The sequence below is a fragment of the Streptomyces sp. NPDC001348 genome, from assembly GCF_053597535.1.
In genome coordinates this window covers 126,934-142,278 of the sequence record NZ_JBSFIK010000015.1, presented here as the reverse complement: position 1 = coordinate 142,278, position 15,345 = coordinate 126,934, and the positions used below count along the sequence as shown (strand labels likewise).

The 15,345-nt window shown below is 70.5% G+C and carries 14 protein-coding genes and 2 tRNA genes; 7 read left to right on the top strand and 9 right to left on the bottom strand.

Translation table 11 applies throughout. The features are described from left to right. Positions 1 to 899 (top strand): YlbL family protein (locus ACWC21_RS18265; protein ID WP_450882911.1); only part of this gene is annotated, 899 nt, incomplete at its 5' end. 99 nt (positions 900 to 998) lie between these two features. On the opposite strand, the gene ACWC21_RS18260 is transcribed toward ACWC21_RS18265, so the two are convergent. Then, on the bottom strand, positions 999 to 1,541 hold the full coding sequence (locus ACWC21_RS18260) for a PPA1309 family protein (RefSeq protein ID WP_450882909.1): 543 nt from the start codon (positions 1,539 to 1,541) through the stop codon (positions 999 to 1,001). Between the two features lie 161 nt (positions 1,542 to 1,702). Here ACWC21_RS18260 and ACWC21_RS18255 point away from each other — a divergent pair, with 161 nt between their 5' ends. The 4 genes from ACWC21_RS18255 (at position 1,703) to ACWC21_RS18240 (ending at position 6,933) form a co-directional block, all read left to right on the top strand. Then, complete coding sequence (locus ACWC21_RS18255; RefSeq protein WP_450882983.1) at positions 1,703 to 4,579, top strand: UPF0182 family membrane protein; 2,877 nt, start codon at positions 1,703 to 1,705, stop codon at positions 4,577 to 4,579. Between the two features lie 51 nt (positions 4,580 to 4,630). After that, positions 4,631 to 4,704 (top strand) — tRNA-Met (locus ACWC21_RS18250). A 220-nt stretch (positions 4,705 to 4,924) separates the two neighbouring features. Then, positions 4,925 to 6,769, top strand: coding sequence for a sel1 repeat family protein (locus ACWC21_RS18245; RefSeq protein WP_450882907.1), 1,845 nt, complete (start codon positions 4,925 to 4,927; stop codon positions 6,767 to 6,769). Between the two features lie 90 nt (positions 6,770 to 6,859). Beyond that, positions 6,860 to 6,933 (top strand) — tRNA-Met (locus tag ACWC21_RS18240). Between the two features lie 142 nt (positions 6,934 to 7,075). Here ACWC21_RS18240 and ACWC21_RS18235 read toward each other — a convergent pair. The 3 genes from ACWC21_RS18235 to hisN form a co-directional block, all read right to left on the bottom strand. Continuing rightward, the gene (locus tag ACWC21_RS18235; protein WP_450882905.1) at positions 7,076 to 7,492 is read right to left on the bottom strand and encodes a Fur family transcriptional regulator; all 417 of its coding nucleotides are present in this window, start codon (positions 7,490 to 7,492) and stop codon (positions 7,076 to 7,078) included. A gap of 91 nt (positions 7,493 to 7,583) precedes the next feature. Then, positions 7,584 to 7,985 carry a CBS domain-containing protein gene (locus ACWC21_RS18230; protein ID WP_450882903.1) on the bottom strand — a complete coding sequence of 134 codons (402 nt, stop codon included), beginning with the start codon at positions 7,983 to 7,985 and terminating at the stop codon, positions 7,584 to 7,586. A 162-nt stretch (positions 7,986 to 8,147) separates the two neighbouring features. Continuing rightward, positions 8,148 to 8,948 (bottom strand): histidinol-phosphatase, encoded by an 801-nt coding sequence (hisN, locus tag ACWC21_RS18225; RefSeq protein ID WP_450882901.1) that lies wholly within the window; start codon positions 8,946 to 8,948, stop codon positions 8,148 to 8,150. A 205-nt stretch (positions 8,949 to 9,153) separates the two neighbouring features. Between hisN and ACWC21_RS18220 the strand changes: the two genes are divergently transcribed. Then, positions 9,154 to 9,759, top strand: coding sequence for a TetR/AcrR family transcriptional regulator (locus ACWC21_RS18220; protein ID WP_450882899.1), 606 nt, complete (start codon positions 9,154 to 9,156; stop codon positions 9,757 to 9,759). 130 nt (positions 9,760 to 9,889) lie between these two features. Here the strand turns inward: ACWC21_RS18220 and ACWC21_RS18215 are convergent, their stop codons facing one another. The 5 genes from ACWC21_RS18215 to ACWC21_RS18195 all read right to left on the bottom strand — a co-directional run bounded on the left by ACWC21_RS18215 (position 9,890) and on the right by ACWC21_RS18195 (position 13,935). Further along, positions 9,890 to 10,255 carry a DUF1330 domain-containing protein gene (locus ACWC21_RS18215; protein ID WP_450882897.1) on the bottom strand — a complete coding sequence of 122 codons (366 nt, stop codon included), beginning with the start codon at positions 10,253 to 10,255 and terminating at the stop codon, positions 9,890 to 9,892. Between the two features lie 119 nt (positions 10,256 to 10,374). Beyond that, the gene (locus ACWC21_RS18210; protein ID WP_450882895.1) at positions 10,375 to 10,698 is read right to left on the bottom strand and encodes a DMT family transporter; all 324 of its coding nucleotides are present in this window, start codon (positions 10,696 to 10,698) and stop codon (positions 10,375 to 10,377) included. A gap of 75 nt (positions 10,699 to 10,773) precedes the next feature. Next, positions 10,774 to 11,784, bottom strand: a complete 1,011-nt coding sequence (rsgA, locus tag ACWC21_RS18205; protein WP_450882893.1) for a ribosome small subunit-dependent GTPase A — start codon at positions 11,782 to 11,784, stop codon at positions 10,774 to 10,776. A 13-nt stretch (positions 11,785 to 11,797) separates the two neighbouring features. Beyond that, the gene (aroA, locus tag ACWC21_RS18200) at positions 11,798 to 13,147 is read right to left on the bottom strand and encodes a 3-phosphoshikimate 1-carboxyvinyltransferase (RefSeq protein ID WP_450882891.1); all 1,350 of its coding nucleotides are present in this window, start codon (positions 13,145 to 13,147) and stop codon (positions 11,798 to 11,800) included. Positions 13,148 to 13,212: 65 nt separating this feature from the next. Beyond that, a complete protein-coding gene (locus tag ACWC21_RS18195; RefSeq protein ID WP_450882889.1) occupies positions 13,213 to 13,935 on the bottom strand; it encodes a M50 family metallopeptidase in 723 nt (240 codons plus the stop codon). A gap of 484 nt (positions 13,936 to 14,419) precedes the next feature. Between ACWC21_RS18195 and ACWC21_RS18190 the strand changes: the two genes are divergently transcribed. Beyond that, on the top strand, positions 14,420 to 15,345 hold a 926-nt coding region (locus ACWC21_RS18190), incomplete at its 3' end, for a glycosyl hydrolase (protein ID WP_450882887.1).

Here is a 15,345-nt window from a genome sequence, read left to right as displayed (position 1 = left end):
CTACCGTCAGGGTCACCAGTGCCGACTACCGGATGAACCTGGTCGAGGCCGTCTACGGATGGCTCGCGCACGACAGCAAGGTCGTGCCGCACGACACCCTCTACCCGGACGGCAAGACGGAGCAGCAGTCCACCCAGGAGAACGCCGAGGAGTTCACCCAGTCGCAGGAGAGCGCCAAGGTCGCCGCCCTGAAGGAGCTGGGCATCCCGGTCAAGTCCTGGGTGATCGTCTCCACGGTGGGCAAGGGCACCCCGGCCGAGGGCCGGCTGCACGCCGGTGACGTGATCAAGGCCGTGGACGGCACGCCGGTCAGGAAGCCGGACGACGTCGCGAAGCTGGTGACCAGGCACAAGCCCGGCCAGGACGTCGTCTTCAGGGTCCTCCCGGCCAAGGAGCAGGCGGCCGCCGAGAAGGAGAAGCGGACGGCGACCACCACCAAGGACGTCCGGATCACCACCAGGACGTCGAACGACACCGGCCCCAAGCGCGCCATCGTCGGCATCTCCGCGGGGACCGACCACACCTTCCCGTTCAGCGTCGACATCAAGCTCGCCGACGTCGGCGGCCCCAGCGCCGGCCTGATGTTCTCCCTCGGGATCTACGACAAGCTCACCCCCGGGGACCTCACCGGCGGCAAGTTCGTCGCCGGCACCGGGACCATCGACGACGACGGCAAGGTCGGGCCGATCGGCGGCATCGAGATGAAGACCATCGGCGCGCGCGACAAGGGCGCCCAGTACTTCCTGACCCCCGCCGACAACTGCGCGGAGGCCGCCAAGGACACCCCGAGCGGCCTCAGGCTCGTCAAGGTGAACACCATCGGGGACGCCCTGAAGGCCCTCAAGGACATCCGCGGCGGTGACACCGCCGACCTGCCGAAGTGCACCACCAAGGGCTGACCCCGGCCGCCCGGGCACACAGCCGGATCAGCCTGATCAGCCGGCTCGGTCAGGTCAGCAGGTTCAGCCGGTTCAGTCGGCTCGGCCAGTTCAGCAGGTTCAGTCGGCGAATGTGGCCGTCAGCGCCTCCGCCAGCCCCGGCACCAGGTCGGGGCCGGTGAGGACCTCCGTCGGGGAGTCCTTCTCGCGCAGCCGCAGCGCAGACTCGCGGGTGCCGTCGCGCAGCACCGCGACCGTCATGCGGACCTCCTGGCGCTCGGGGTGGGCGGCCACCCACTTCGCCAGCCCCTTCTCGTCCAGGCCCTCGGGGACCTGCGCCTCCGCGGACGGGGGCAGCATCAGACGCTCCACGGTCAGCGCACAGCCGGTCACCGCGTCGGGCCAGGCGATGGTGCCGAGGAACTCGTCGAGCGCACGGTTCGTTGGAATCTCGTCCTGCTCGATCGGTGTGAGACCGGTGGTCTCCGGCTCGTCCTGCAGGCCGAGCTGCGCCGCGAGCGAGGGTTCCTGGGCCCGCAGCTGCGCGGTGTCTACGAGGGCGAAGAGGCGAGCGGGCTGGTCCCAGCCGAGGCCGGAGGCGTACTCGTCGATCTCGAGTACCGCCCGGGTGAGCGGGCTCGCTGCCATGGGAGTGTTGGACATGGTCACAATCCTGCCTCGTTCCCGGCCGGAACCGGGAACCGAGTAAACCGTGAGTAAGTTGCATAGGTGTGGGACCGCGATCACGGGGGACCACGGACGGCCCGAGACCACGAGGGCCTGACGGATCGACAGCGAACGAGGGGCGCACCTTGGCTTTCCAGATGCCGGACCGCGGCGGAGGCCCGACGGGGCCGCGGATCAGAGTGGGCCGCCCGTCCCGGCGGGCCAGGACCCTGCTCATGACCTTGGGGGTCCTCGCCGCGCTCGGCATGGCGTTCACCATGTTCGCCGGCTTCTGGACGGACTGGCTCTGGTACCGCTCGGTGCACTACTCGTCCGTGTTCACCACCACCCTGTCGACGAAGACCGGCCTCTTCTTCGTCTTCGGGCTGCTGATGGCCGTCGCGGTCGGGTTCAACATCTGGCTCGCACACCGGCTGCGGCCCCCGCTGAGCGCCATGTCCATGGAGCAGCAGAGCCTCGACCGCTACCGGATGGGCATCGCCCCGTACAAGAAGTGGCTGCTGTTCGCCATCACCGCACTGGTGGGCCTCATCGCGGGCGCGTCCGCGGCCGGCCAGTGGCGGACCTGGCTGATGTGGGTCAACGGCGTGCCCTTCCACCAGAAGGACCCCCAGTTCCACCTGGACGTCTCCTTCTACGCCTTCGACCTGCCCTGGTACCGGTTCCTGCTCGCCTTCGGCTTCGCCGCCACGATCCTGTCCCTGATCGCCGCCGCGCTCACCCACTACCTGTACGGCGGGCTGCGCGTCACCAGCCCGGGCGCGCGCGCCACGGCCGCGGCGACCGGCCACCTGTCGGTGCTCCTCGGCGTCTTCGTCGCCCTGAAGGCGGTCGCCTACTGGCTCGACCGGTACGGGCTCGCGGTCAAGTCCAGCGACTTCAAGGCCAGCGACCACTGGACCGGCCTGAGGTACGTCGACGCCAACGCCTATCTGCCCGCCAAGACGATCCTGTTCTGCATCGCCGTCATCTGCGCCCTGCTGTTCTTCGCCACCCTGTGGCGGCGCACCTGGCAGCTGCCCATGATCGGCTTCGGCCTAATGGTCCTCTCGGCGATCCTCATCGGCGGGCTGTACCCGGCGATAGTCCAGAAGTTCCAGGTCCAGCCGAACGAGCAGGCCAAGGAAGCCCCGTACGTCGAGAAGAACATCGAGGCCACGCGCGAGGCCTACGGCATCGACGACGCGAGCGTCTCCGAGTACGCGGGCACGAGCACCGCCAAGGACAGGACGGCCCTGCGCGACGACGTCGGCAAGGCGGCGAGCATCCGGATCCTCGACCCGAACATCGTCTCGCCCACGTTCCAGCAGATGCAGCAGATGCGGAACTACTACGGCTTCCCGACCAACCTCGACGTCGACCGGTACGCCAAGGACGGCCAGGAGCAGGACACCGTCATCGGTCTGCGCGAGCTGAACCTCGCCGGCATCCCCAAGAAGAACTGGATCAACAACCACTTCCGCTACACCCACGGCTACGGGGTGGTCGCCGCCAAGGGCACCGAGGCGGACTCCCAGGGCCAGCCGGTCTTCACCGAGTCCAACCTGCCGTCCAGGGGCGACCTCCCGTCGTACCAGCAGCGCGTCTACTACGGCGAGAAGACCACCACGTACTCCATCGTCGGCGGCCCCCAGAAGGAGGTCGACTACTCGGACAACGAGGGCGAGAAGACCACCAGCTACAAGGCCAAGAGCGGGGTCAGCCTCTCCAGCCCGATCAACCGCGCCGCCTACGCGGTGGCCTTCAACGAGCCGCAGATCCTCTACTCGGGCGCCATCGGCAAGGGCTCGCGGATCCTCTACAACCGCACCCCCAAGGAGCGCGTCGAGGCGGTCGCCCCCTGGCTGACCATCGACGGTGACGCGTATCCGGCGGTCGTGGACGGGCGCATCCAGTGGATAGTCGACGCGTACACGACGACGAACGGATATCCCTACGCCTCCCGCACCACTCTCGGCGACACGACCGCCGACTCGCTGACCGCCACCAACAACAACCGGGCGGTGGTGGCCCAGCAGAACCAGGTCAACTACATCCGCAACTCGGTGAAGGCGACCGTCGACGCGTACACCGGTGCGGTCAAGCTCTACCAGTGGGACACCAAGGACCCGGTCCTGAAGACCTGGATGAAGGCCTTTCCGGGCACGGTCGAGCCCAGGGAGGCCATCTCCGACTCCCTGGTGGCCCATCTGCGGTATCCGCAGGACCTGTTCAAGGTCCAGCGCGAGCTGCTCACCCGCTACCACGTGACGGACGCGCAGACCTTCCTCACGGGCAGCGAGGTGTGGCAGGTGCCGAACGACCCGACCAACAAGTCGGGCAACGCGGTACCGCCGTACTACCTGAGCATGAAGATGCCCGGCCAGGCGTCGCAGGCGTTCTCGCTGTCGACGACGTTCACGCCCAACGGCCGGGACAACCTCAGCGCCTTCATGTCGGTGGACGCCGATGCGGGCAGCAGCGACTACGGCAAGATCAGAATCCTGAAACTGCCGACGAGTACGGCGGTCGAAGGGCCGAAGCAGGTCCAGAGCAAGTTCAACTCCGAACAGGAGATCGCCGCGGCCATCAAGCTCCTCAAGGGCGGTGACTCCGACATCGAGTACGGCAACCTGCTGACCGTGCCGCTCGACGGGGGCCTGCTGTACGCGGAGCCGGTGTACGTGCGCGGTGGCAGCCTCAAGCTGCCCCTGCTGAAGAAGGTGTTGGTGACCTACGGGGGCAAGACCGCCTTCGAGAACACCCTCGACGACGCCCTCGACGTCGTCTTCGGCGCGAAGACTTCGACCACGCCGTCGGACACCGGCACCACCAAGCCGCCCACGTCGAGCAATCCGACCGTCCAACAGGCCCTGAACGACGCACAGAAGGCGTTCGAAGCGGGCCAGGAGGCCCTGAAGAAGAACGACTGGACGGCGTACGGCCAGGCGCAGAAGGACCTCGGTGAAGCGCTGAAGCGGGCCGAGAAGGCGCAGTCGGAGGCCGGCAAGTCCGGCAAGCCGGGCGGCGGCTGACCGGGCTGATCAAGAGCCGCCCCGCGCCGTGATACGGTTGTCTCACAACGGCGCGGGGTGGAGCAGCTCGGTAGCTCGCTGGGCTCATAACCCAGAGGTCGCAGGTTCAAATCCTGTCCCCGCTACTGGAAACGAAGGCCCGGATCCTTACCACAGGATCCGGGCCTTCGTGGTGTGCGGACGAGCGGCGAACGCCTGCGCCGACGCGCCGAGCCGCCGCGCCGCCATGGGGAGTTCGGTGATTTGTGTTTGACTTGTCTCTCTGTGGGCATGTCGACAAAACGCTGAAGTGACCTCACAGGCTTGCGGTATACCGGGTGTACCCAGGTTGCAGGTGGTGCGACGATGGACGTTATGGGGGACAAGGCAACTCTGTTGGAGACCGGGTCTTTTGTGCAGCCTGCAGACTTTGCGCAGGATGCCGATTTCGTGCAGTCCGTCGACCTCGTGCCGCCCGCCGACCGCGACGAGGCCGGCGAGGCCGCCGAGGAGGCACGCCAGCGGCTCGCCGTCGAAGCCGGCGACGTCGAGGCGATGAGCGTCCTCGGCGCCATGCTGCTGCGCCGCGGGGACCTCGACGGCGCCGAACCCCACCTGCGTGCCGCGACGGCGGCCGGTGACCGGGCCGCCGCGAACAACCTGGGCGTCCTCCTGCACCAGCGCGGCTACGCCGACGAGGCCGCCGGATGGTGGCGGATCGCCGCCGTCGCCGGTTCCGCGGCGGCCGCGCACGCGCTGGGCCGGCACCACCGCGAGCGAGGGGACGAGCCGGCCGCCGAGTACTGGCTGCGCCAGTCCGCCGAGCAGGGACACGTGCTGGGTGCCTACGCGCTCGCCGACCTGCTGGAGCACCGCGGGGACGGCAGCGCCGAGCAGTGGATGCGGGCCGCCGCCGAGCGTGGCCACCGAGAGGCCGCCTACCGGCTGGCACGCACCCTGGACCGCAGAGCCGCGCACGAGGAGGGGGCGGAGGCCGGCAGCGCCGTCGAGGAGGCCGAGCAGTGGTACCGCCAGGCCGCCGCGCGCGGGCACCGGCGGGCCGCCCTGCACCTCGGCGCGATCCTGGAGAAGCGGGGCGAACTCAAGGAGGCCGGGCGCTGGTACCTGACCTCGGCCAAGGACGGTGAGGCGCGGGCCGCCTGCGCGCTCGGCTTCCTGCTGCGCGACGCGGGGGACACCGAGAGCGCGGCCGTCTGGTGGCTCAGGGCCGCACAGGACGGCGACGGGAACGCGGCCAACGCCCTCGGCGCGCTGCACGCGGAGCGGGGCGAGACACAGACCGCCGAGCGGTGGTACCGCGCGGCCATGGACGCCGGGGACGACAACGGCGCGTACAACCTCGGGCTGCTCTGCGCCGAGCAGGGGCGGACCGCGCAGGCCGAGCAGTGGTACCGGCGTGCCGCCTACGCCGGGCACCGGGAGGCGGCGAACGCGCTCGCGATCCTGCTGTTGCAGGAGGGCGACACGACGGGCGCGGAGCCGTGGTTCTCCAAGGCGGCCGAGGCCGGGAGCGTGGACGCCGCGTTCAACCTGGGGATCCTGTACGCCGGGCGGGGCGAGGCCCGGGCCGCGCTGGACTGGTACGAGCGTGCGGCCGCCGCCGGGCACACGGAGGCGGCGCTGCAGGTCGGCATCGCGCGTCTGAGGGAGGGTGACGAGCAGGAGGCGGAGCGGCATCTGCGGTGCGCGGCGGGCGGCGGCAGCGCCGAGGCGGCGTACCGGCTGGCGACCGTGCTGGACGCGCGCCGGCCGGCCGAGCCGGCCCACGAGCTGGGCGAGGTCGTGCACGAGAAGACCGAGTGCGAGGAGTGGTACGAGCGGGCGGCGTCCCAGGGGCACCGGCGGGCGCAGGTACGGGTCGGGATGCTCTCGGCCGCCCGGGGGGACGTGGTCGAGGCGGCGCGGTGGTACCGGGAGGCGGCCGAGGCGGGGTCGCGCAACGGAGCGTTCAACCTGGGGCTGCTGCTGGCCAGGGAGGGAAGTGAGCCGGAGGCGGCGGTCTGGTGGGAGCGGGCCGCGGGCGCCGGGCACGGGCGGGCGGCGCTCCGGCTGGCCCTGCTCTACGCGCGTCGGGGGGAGCTCGCGGTCGCGCAGCGGTGGGCCGACCGCGCCGTGACGCTCGGGCCGGCCGCGGTGGGCGAGCGGGCGGCCCGCCTCCGGGACGCCCTGCGGCAGGAGCTGTCGGCGTGACGGTGTCGGGGTGGCGCCGTCCGCCTGACGGTGCCCGCGGGAAGCGATTTGCTTCCGCGCGCATCCTTCACGTAATGTCGTGTTCACCGACGCGGGGTGGAGCAGCTCGGTAGCTCGCTGGGCTCATAACCCAGAGGTCGCAGGTTCAAATCCTGTCCCCGCTACTGAACACTCAGGGCCGGAATCCAGATCATGGATTCCGGCCCTGAGTGTGTTCGCCGTACGTACGTACCGAGCCCGGCGGCTGGTGACAGCGCGATGCCCCGGCACCCTCAGTCAGGGGGCCGGGGCATCGTCAGTCGTGTCTCAGGCGGTCGCACAGTTCGGGCAGACGCCCCGGTACGTCACCTCGACGTCCGAGACCGTGAAGCCGAAGCGCTCGGAGTCGGGGAGGTCGGCCAGTGGATTGCCGGTCGGATGCACGTCCCGGATCGCGCCGCACCGGGCGCACACCAGGTGCTGGTGGGGCTGGTGGGCGTTCGGGTCGTAGCGCTTGGCCCGCTGGTCGGTGGAGACCTCGATCACCTCGCCGAGGGAGACCAGCTCGCCCAGCGTGTTGTAGACGGTCGCCCGGGAGATCTCGGGCAGCTTCGCGACGGCCTGGGCGTGGACCTCGTCGGCCGTCAGGTGGACGTGTTCGCCGTCGAGGACCTCGGCCACGACACGTCGCTGCGCGGTCATCCGCCATCCGCGTCCGCGCAGCCGTTCCAGAAGGTCGCTCATGCGTCCCAGCCTAACAGCAATTGGACCAGTTTCCGAACAGGTGTGACTTTTGACTTCACCTGGTTTTGGACTTGATCCAGCCTGCTGCAGTTCACGCCCGTACGGCGAGCGGCCGGGACGGTGCCGGTGCCCAGCAGCGGATGATGTCGCGCACCGAGACGATCCCGGCGGGTTCGCCGCCGTCCAGGACGACGAGGTGGCGGAAGCCGCCGTGGGCCATGGCGCGGGCCGCCTCCTCGAGGGTCCAGGTGGGGGCGGCGAACACGACGTTGTTGGTGGTGTGTGCGTGGATGCGTTCGGTGTCCGGGTTCTGGCCGAGGCCCACTGAATTGAGGATGTCCCGCTCCGTGAGGATGCCGACGCCGCCGGCGTCCGGGTCCAGGACGATGGCGGCGCCCACCCGGCGGGCGGACATCAGGGTGGCGGCCTGGCGGAGGGTGTGGTCGGGGCCGACGGTGAGGACCACCGTGCTCATGGCGTCGCGGACGAGCATGGGAAGGAGCCACCTCCAACGAATCCGGCGAACCCGTGAAGGACATGGTGCATCGATTCACAAGTTCACAAGTGAGGGTGTTTTCAGGGTGGCAGGTAAAGCGCGGGTCAACAAGAGGGCGCGCGTGGCCCGTTGAGGGCGTGCGTGATCGCCCCTCGCGACTCAGTAGCGCTGGTTGAGATACCCCAGCAACTCGTCGTGCAGCATGCCGTTCGACGCGGCGGCGTTGCCGCTGTGCGGGCCCGGGCGGCCGTCGAGGCCGGTGAAGGTGCCGCCGGCCTCGGTGACGATGATCGCGTTGGCGGCCATGTCCCACAGGGACAGCTCGGGCTCGGCGCAGATGTCGACGGCGCCCTCGGCGACCATCATGTAGGGCCAGAAGTCGCCGTACGCGCGCGTGCGCCAGACCTCGCGGGTGAGGTCGAGGAAGCCGTTCAGATGGCCCCGCTCCTCCCAGCCGCTGAGCGAGGAGTACGCGAAGGAGGCGTCGGAGAGCTTCGAGACGCGGGAGACGTGCAGGCGGGTCGCGGAGGTCAGGCTGCGGCCGGTGAAGGCGCCATGGTCCTTCACCGCCCACCAGCGGCGGCCCAGGGCGGGGGCGGAGACCAGGCCGACGACGGGCTGGTAGCCGCCCTCCCCGGCTTCCATCAGGGAGATGAGGGTGGCCCAGACGGGGACACCGCGGACGTAGTTCTTGGTGCCGTCGATCGGGTCGATCACCCAGCGGCGGGGGCCGGTGCCCTCGATGCCGTACTCCTCGCCGAGGATGGCGTCCCGCGGGCGGGCGCGTTGGAGCTGGCCGCGGATGAGCTCCTCGGCTGCCTGGTCCGCCTCGCTCACCGGGGTCATGTCCGGCTTGGTCTCCACCTTGAGGTCGAGGGCCTTGAAGCGAGCCGTCGTCGCGGCGTCGGCCGCGTCCGCGAGGACGTGGGCGAGGCGGAGGTCATCGAGGTAGTCGGGCATGTAGGCACGGTATCCGGGTGGGTCGGCACGGGGCTACCGGGGGAGGGGGTGCACCGCGGGAGACGCGTGTTTCCGCCGCCGGAGGGCGGCACCGAGGCACGCGCGCGGTCGGCCGAAGGCGCCCCCCAGTGCCGTCGTGAACCCTTGACAGTGCCTGTGTGCGCGTCAAATCTGGGCGCAGTGCCGCTCGCCGAGGGAGGCGATGATGCCTGCAGCGCGGGAATCCCTGTTGGACGCCGCGTACACGGCGCTCGCGCGTCGGCCGTGGTCCGCCGTGCGCATGGTGGACGTGGCCGCGGCGGCCGGGGTGTCCCGGCAGACGCTGTACAACGAGTTCGGGAGCAAGGACGGGCTGGCCAGGGCGCTGGTGCGCAGAGAGGCCGACGGATACCTGGCCGGGGTGGAGCGGACTCTCGCCGCGTACGCCGACCCGCGGGACCGGCTCACCGCCACTGCCGAGTGGATGGCGTCGGCCGCCCGGGAGAACGCGCTGGTGCGGGCCATGCTGACCGGCTGCTGGAGCGAGCGCCTGCCCTCGCCGACGCTGTCCGCCGTGCCCTCCTCCTCCGCGATACCGGCACAACGCCGGGCGGACGGGCCGCTGCCCTCGCCCGGCGACCTCGTGCAGATCGTGCGGGACCGGGCGGTGGCGGCGCTGTCCGCTCCCGGTGCGGTCCCGGCGGACACCGCCGAACTGACCCGGTCCTGCGAGCTCGCGGTACGCCTCGCACTGTCCTGCGTCGCGGCTCCGCCGGGGGAGGGCGGGGCGGCGGAGCTGGTGCGGGCCGTCCTGCACCGGCAGCCGGCGTGACGGGCTGTCAGAATCCGGGCGGGCAGGTGCCCATGACGGCCAACGACAGCCCATGACGGCCAACGACAGCCCATGACGGCCAACGACAGCCCATGACGGCCGACAACAGCCAATGACGGCCGACAACAGCTCAAACCGCGCCGCCCGGAGCGGCCGTCCGTGCCTCCGCCCGGAGCTTCGCGGCCCGCCGCCTGGGGTCGTAGTCCGGGCCGACGCCCTCGATCAGCAGCAGGTCGCCCACGATGTGATCGGTGCGCAGGCGGAGGATCTCCTGGTAGGCCGGGGAGGCGTACCAGGCGCGCGCCTCGGTCAGCCCCGGGAACTCGATCAGCACCATGCTGCCCTTCCAGTCGCCCTCCACCACCTCGGCGGGCGGACCGTGGATGACGAAACGCCCGTGGAACGGGTCGAGGGTTTCCTGGATGCGTTCCAAGTACTCGAGTACGTCGGGGTGATGACGACGCTCGCGCAGATGCGCGAAGCCATAGGCGGTCACGGCACGCTCCTTCGCTCACTCGTTCACGCCCCCCGCGGGACGCGGGACCGAACGTAGCCACGAGCCCCCGTGCCCGGCGATTACCTCCCGGGTAAGGGCGCGGGGAGCGGTCCTGGTGCCTAGTGCGCCGAGCCGGACAGCTGCAGCCCGATCACGCCGAGGATGACCAGGCTGATGGAGACGATCTTCAGGGTCGACACCAGGTCACCGAGGAAGACCATGCCGTAGATCGCGGTCCCCGCCGCGCCGATGCCGGTCCACACGGCGTACGCGGGGCCGACGTCCAGCTTCCTCAGGGACAGGGTCAGAAGGCCGAAGCTGCCGAGGGCGAAGCAGCAGAAGGCCACCGTCGGCCACAGCCGGGTGAATCCGTGGGAGAGCTTGAGGCACACGGCGAAACCGGTCTCGAGCAGTCCGGCCACGATGACCAGCAGCCACGCCATGCGCTGTCCTCCCGTAGGTCCGGCTCGGTGCGATTATGCACTTACCGGACTTGGGTTCCCCCAAACAACGCGGCGTCAGTCGCCTTCCGTGGGTTCACGCGTGGCCAGCAGCCTGCGCAGGGAGTACAGCCGTGCCGGGTCGGCGTGTCCCTCGGCCACCCAGGTGTCCAGCGCGCAGTCCGGCTCGTCGTGACTGCACGCGCGCGGACAGCCCTCCGTGCCGGGTTCGAGGTCCGGGAAGGCGTGGATGACCCGGGACGGGTCGACGTGCGCCAGGCCGAAGGACCGCACCCCCGGGGTGTCGATCACCCAGCCGCCCGAACCCGCCAGGGGCAGGGCCAGGGCCGAGGTCGTGGTGTGGCGGCCGCGGCCCGTCACCGCGTTCACATGTCCCGTCGTACGCCGGCGGTCCTCCGGGACGAGTGCGTTGACCAGCGTTGTCTTGCCGACACCGGAGTGCCCCACGAAGGCCGTGATCCGGCCGTCCAGCTGCTCCCGCACCCGGTCGGCCGCGCCGCCGTCCGCCAGTTCCTCACGGCTGGTGACGACGTAGGGGATGTCCAGGGCTCCGTACAGCTCCAGCAGCTTGTCGGGCGGGGCCAGGTCCGACTTGGTCATCACCAGCAGGGGCTCCAGACCGCCGTCGAAGGCGGCGACCAGGCAGCGGTCGATCAGCCGCGGGCGCGGCTCGGGGTCGGCCAGGGCGGTGACGATCGCCAGCTGGTCGGCGTTGGCGACCACCACCCGCTCGTACGGGTCGTCGTCGTCCGCGGTGCGGCGCAGCACCGACGAGCGTTCCTGGATCCGCACGATCCGCGCGAGCGTGTCCTTCTTGCCGGACAGGTCACCGACCAGTGCCACCCGGTCGCCCACCACGGCGGCCTTGCGGCCCAGCTCGCGGGCCTTCATCGCCATCACCGCACGGCCGTCGACGAGACAGGTCAGACGGCCGCGGTCGACGGTGAGGACCATGCCCTCGGCCGCGTCCTCGTGTTTGGGCCGGATGTGTGTCCGGGGTCGGTTGCCCTTGCGGTTGGGACGCGTGCGGATGTCGTCCTCGTCGGTGTGCTTGCCGTAGCGGCGCATGGCAGTGGATCCCTTACGCCCTGCTGCTCCCGAGCATCCCGGTCCACAGTTCGGGGAAATCGGGCAGGGTCTTCGCGGTGGTCGCCACGTTCTCGATCCGTACACCGTCGACCGCCAGGCCGATGATCGCACCGGCCGTCGCCATACGGTGGTCCTCGTAGGTGTGGAAGACCCCGCCGTGCAGCGGGCGCGGGCGGATGTGCAGACCGTCGGCGGTCTCCGTGACGTCACCGCCCAGCTCGTTGATCTCCTTGGTCAGCGCGGCCAGCCGGTCCGTCTCGTGCAGACGCAGGTGTGCCACGCCGCGCAGCGTCGAGGGGGAGTCCGCGAGGGCGGCGACCGCGGCGATGCCCGGGGTCAGTTCGCCGACGTCGCCCAGGTCGACGTCGATGCCGTGGACCGCGCCCGAGCCGGTGAGGACCAGGCCGTACTCGGTCAGCTCGCAGGAACCGCCCATCTCGGTGAAGATCTCCCGCAGCCGGTCACCCGGTTGGGTCGTCCTGGACGGCCAGTCCGGGATCAGCACCCTGCCGCCGGTGACCAGTGCCGCCGCCAGGAACGGCTGGGCGTTGGACAGATCCGGTTCGATGGTCAGGTCGCGCCCCAGCAACGCGCCCGGGGTGACCCGCCAGACGTTCGGCTCGCCGCCCGACTCCGGGGTGTCCACCTGGGCGCCGACCGCGCGCAGCATGTCGACCGTCATCCGGATGTGCGGCATGGAGGGCAGCGTCGCACCCGTGTGCCGTACCTCGACGCCCTGGTTGAACCGGGGGCCGGACAGCAGCAGCGCCGACACGAACTGCGATGACGACGAGGCGTCGATCGAGACCGGACCACCGTCCAGTGCGCCGCCGCCGTGCACGGTCAGCGGCAGCGCCCCCCGGCCGTCGTCGTCGATGCGGGCGCCGAGCACCCGCAGCGCGTCGATCACACCGTGCAGAGGACGCTCGTACGACCTCGGGTCGCCGTCGAAACGGATGGGGCCGTCGGCCAGCGCGGCGACCGGCGGCAGGAAGCGCATGACGGTGCCGGCGTTGCCGACGTCGACCGTGGCGGGTCCGTGCAGGCCCGTCGGGAGCACGCGCCAGGCCTCGCCCGTGCCGTCCGGGCCACCCCCGGGAGCCGAGCTGGACGACACGGTCTCCTCGATCTCGACGCCCATCGCGCGCAGGGCGCCCGCCATCAGCAGCGTGTCGCGGGAGCGCAGCGGGCGGCGCAGCCAGCCGGGCTCGGAGGCGAGGGCGGCGAGCACGAGGGCACGGTTGGTGACCGACTTGGACCCGGGCACGTGGACCGTCGCGTCGACGGCTCCGCTCGCGTGCGGGGCGGGCCAGAGGTCGGTGTGTACGGGGTTAACGGCCATGGCCCCACTTTAGTGGCGGTCGGCACCGCCGGTCGGGGCCAGGTGACGCGGGACGCCCGGGACGGTCACAGTTCGAGCAGCCACCGTCCCCCGCCGATCAGCGCACTCAGCGACACCACGTGGAAGAGGAACAGCCACAGACCCGCCGGTACGTGCGTCAGCCGTGACAACTGGTCGGCGTCCGAGTCGCCCGCGCCGCCCCGGGACCGTTTGGCCTGCAGCTCGAAGGCCGGGCGGACCCCGCCGAACAGCAGGAACCACACCACCGCGTACGCGAACGCCGCCTGCACCTGGGGCCCGGCCAGCCAGGACACCAGCAGGAAGGCACCCCCGGTGAGGAGCACGGTGAGTGCCCCGTAGGCGTTGCGGATCATCACCAGCATCGCCACCAGCAGCGCGGTCGCCACCCACAGCAGCAGCGTGATGTGCCCGGCGGCCAGCAGGGCCGCGCCGCCCAGGCCCAGCAGCGGGGGAGCGGTGTAGCCCGAGGCGGCGGTGAGGATCATGCCGATGCCGTGCGGCTTGCCCCGGCTGAGGGTGAGCCCGCTGGTGTCGGAGTGCAGGCGTATGCCGGTGAGCTGCCGCCCGGTGAGCAGGGCGACGAGTCCGTGACCGCCCTCGTGGGCGATCGTGATGGCGTTGCGGGAGACGCGCCACACGGTGTGCGGGACGACCACCGCGAGCGCCGCGCCCAGGGTGGCGAGCACCACCCACAGGTCGGGATCGGGCTGGGTGCCCACGAGGCGGTCCCAGACGTCGGGCAGCGCGGTGGCGGCGGTGCTCTGCATGTTCGGCAGTTGCTCCCTGTCCTGGTGCGGAGTCTGGCAGTGTGGCACGTATGTGCGGACGGTGCCTGAGACGCCGACCTGGCAGCGATCGTTCCTGACAGCGGAGGGTGCAGGTGACGGAGATCGAATCCGATCGTCCCACCGGCGTCCGTGAGAACCACACGTCCCACTTGGTCCAGACGGTGCAGGACTCTTTCCTTTTTCCTGAACCTCCAGTCGAATAGGGCCACTTGAAGCACACGCGTGTCGTGCGTTGCGGACGTCCCTGACCAGGACGCGCCCAGCCGCAGCCCACCGCGTCACGGAAGACCCCCAAGTGACCAACGGATCCTGACCAGGCCATCCGTCCAAGCACACCTGATCGACGCCCCGACCCGGCACTGGGCGGGGCTCCGGCCCACGGCACCCGCTCCCCGGAGCGGCGCACTCGATACCGGCGAGTCACTTCCCCCTGCGAGAGATCGCCACATCCGAGGAGACTTACATGCCCAACCCCCGCATGAAGCGTCGCACGTTCGTCCTCGGTGCCACGGTCGCCATGGCAGCGGGCGCCCGCATACCGGTGGCCGCCGCGGCGACCTCCCCCACGACGCCGGCCGGCGGGCCGACGCCGGTTCGGATCGTCGACGACGGGGCGACCCCCGCCGCCCGCGCGCTGTTCGCCTACCTGAAGCGCCAGCAGGGCAAAGGCGTCCTGTTCGGTCACCAGCACGACCTCACCTACGGCTTCACCTTCGCCACTCCCGACGGCAAGGCGTCCGACACCAGGGCGGCGGTGGGCGACTACCCCGCGGTCTTCGGCTGGGACACCCTCGTCCTCGACGGCGACGAACGCCCCGGCGTCCAGGACGGAACCGAAGCAGAGAACATTGCCGCGCTCAGCCGGTGCATCCGGCAAGGGGACGCACGCGGTGGGATCAACACCCTCAGCGCCCACATGCCGAACTTCGTCACCGGCGGGGACTTCTATGACACAACGGGCCGAGTGGTCGGCCAGATCCTTCCCGGGGGCGCGAAACACGCGGACTTCAACGCCTTCCTCGATCGCATCGCCAAGGCGGTGAAGGGAGCGCGGCGACCGGACGGCACGGCGATTCCGGTCATCTTCCGCCCCTTCCACGAGAACAACGGAGCCTGGTTCTGGTGGGGTGCCGGCCACACCGGGGCGGCCGAGTACATCGAGCTCTACCGCTACACCGTCGAGTACCTGCGCGACACCAGGGGCGTCCACAACCTGCTCTACGCCTACTCGCCCAACTCGGTCTTCGCGGGCGACCCGACCGGCTACCTGAAGACCTACCCGGGTGACCGCTTCGTCGACATCCTCGGTTACGACTCCTACGACGAGAACGCCGGACCGACCGCCTGGCTGGACGGTCTGGTGAAGGATCTGGCGATGGTGGTCCGACT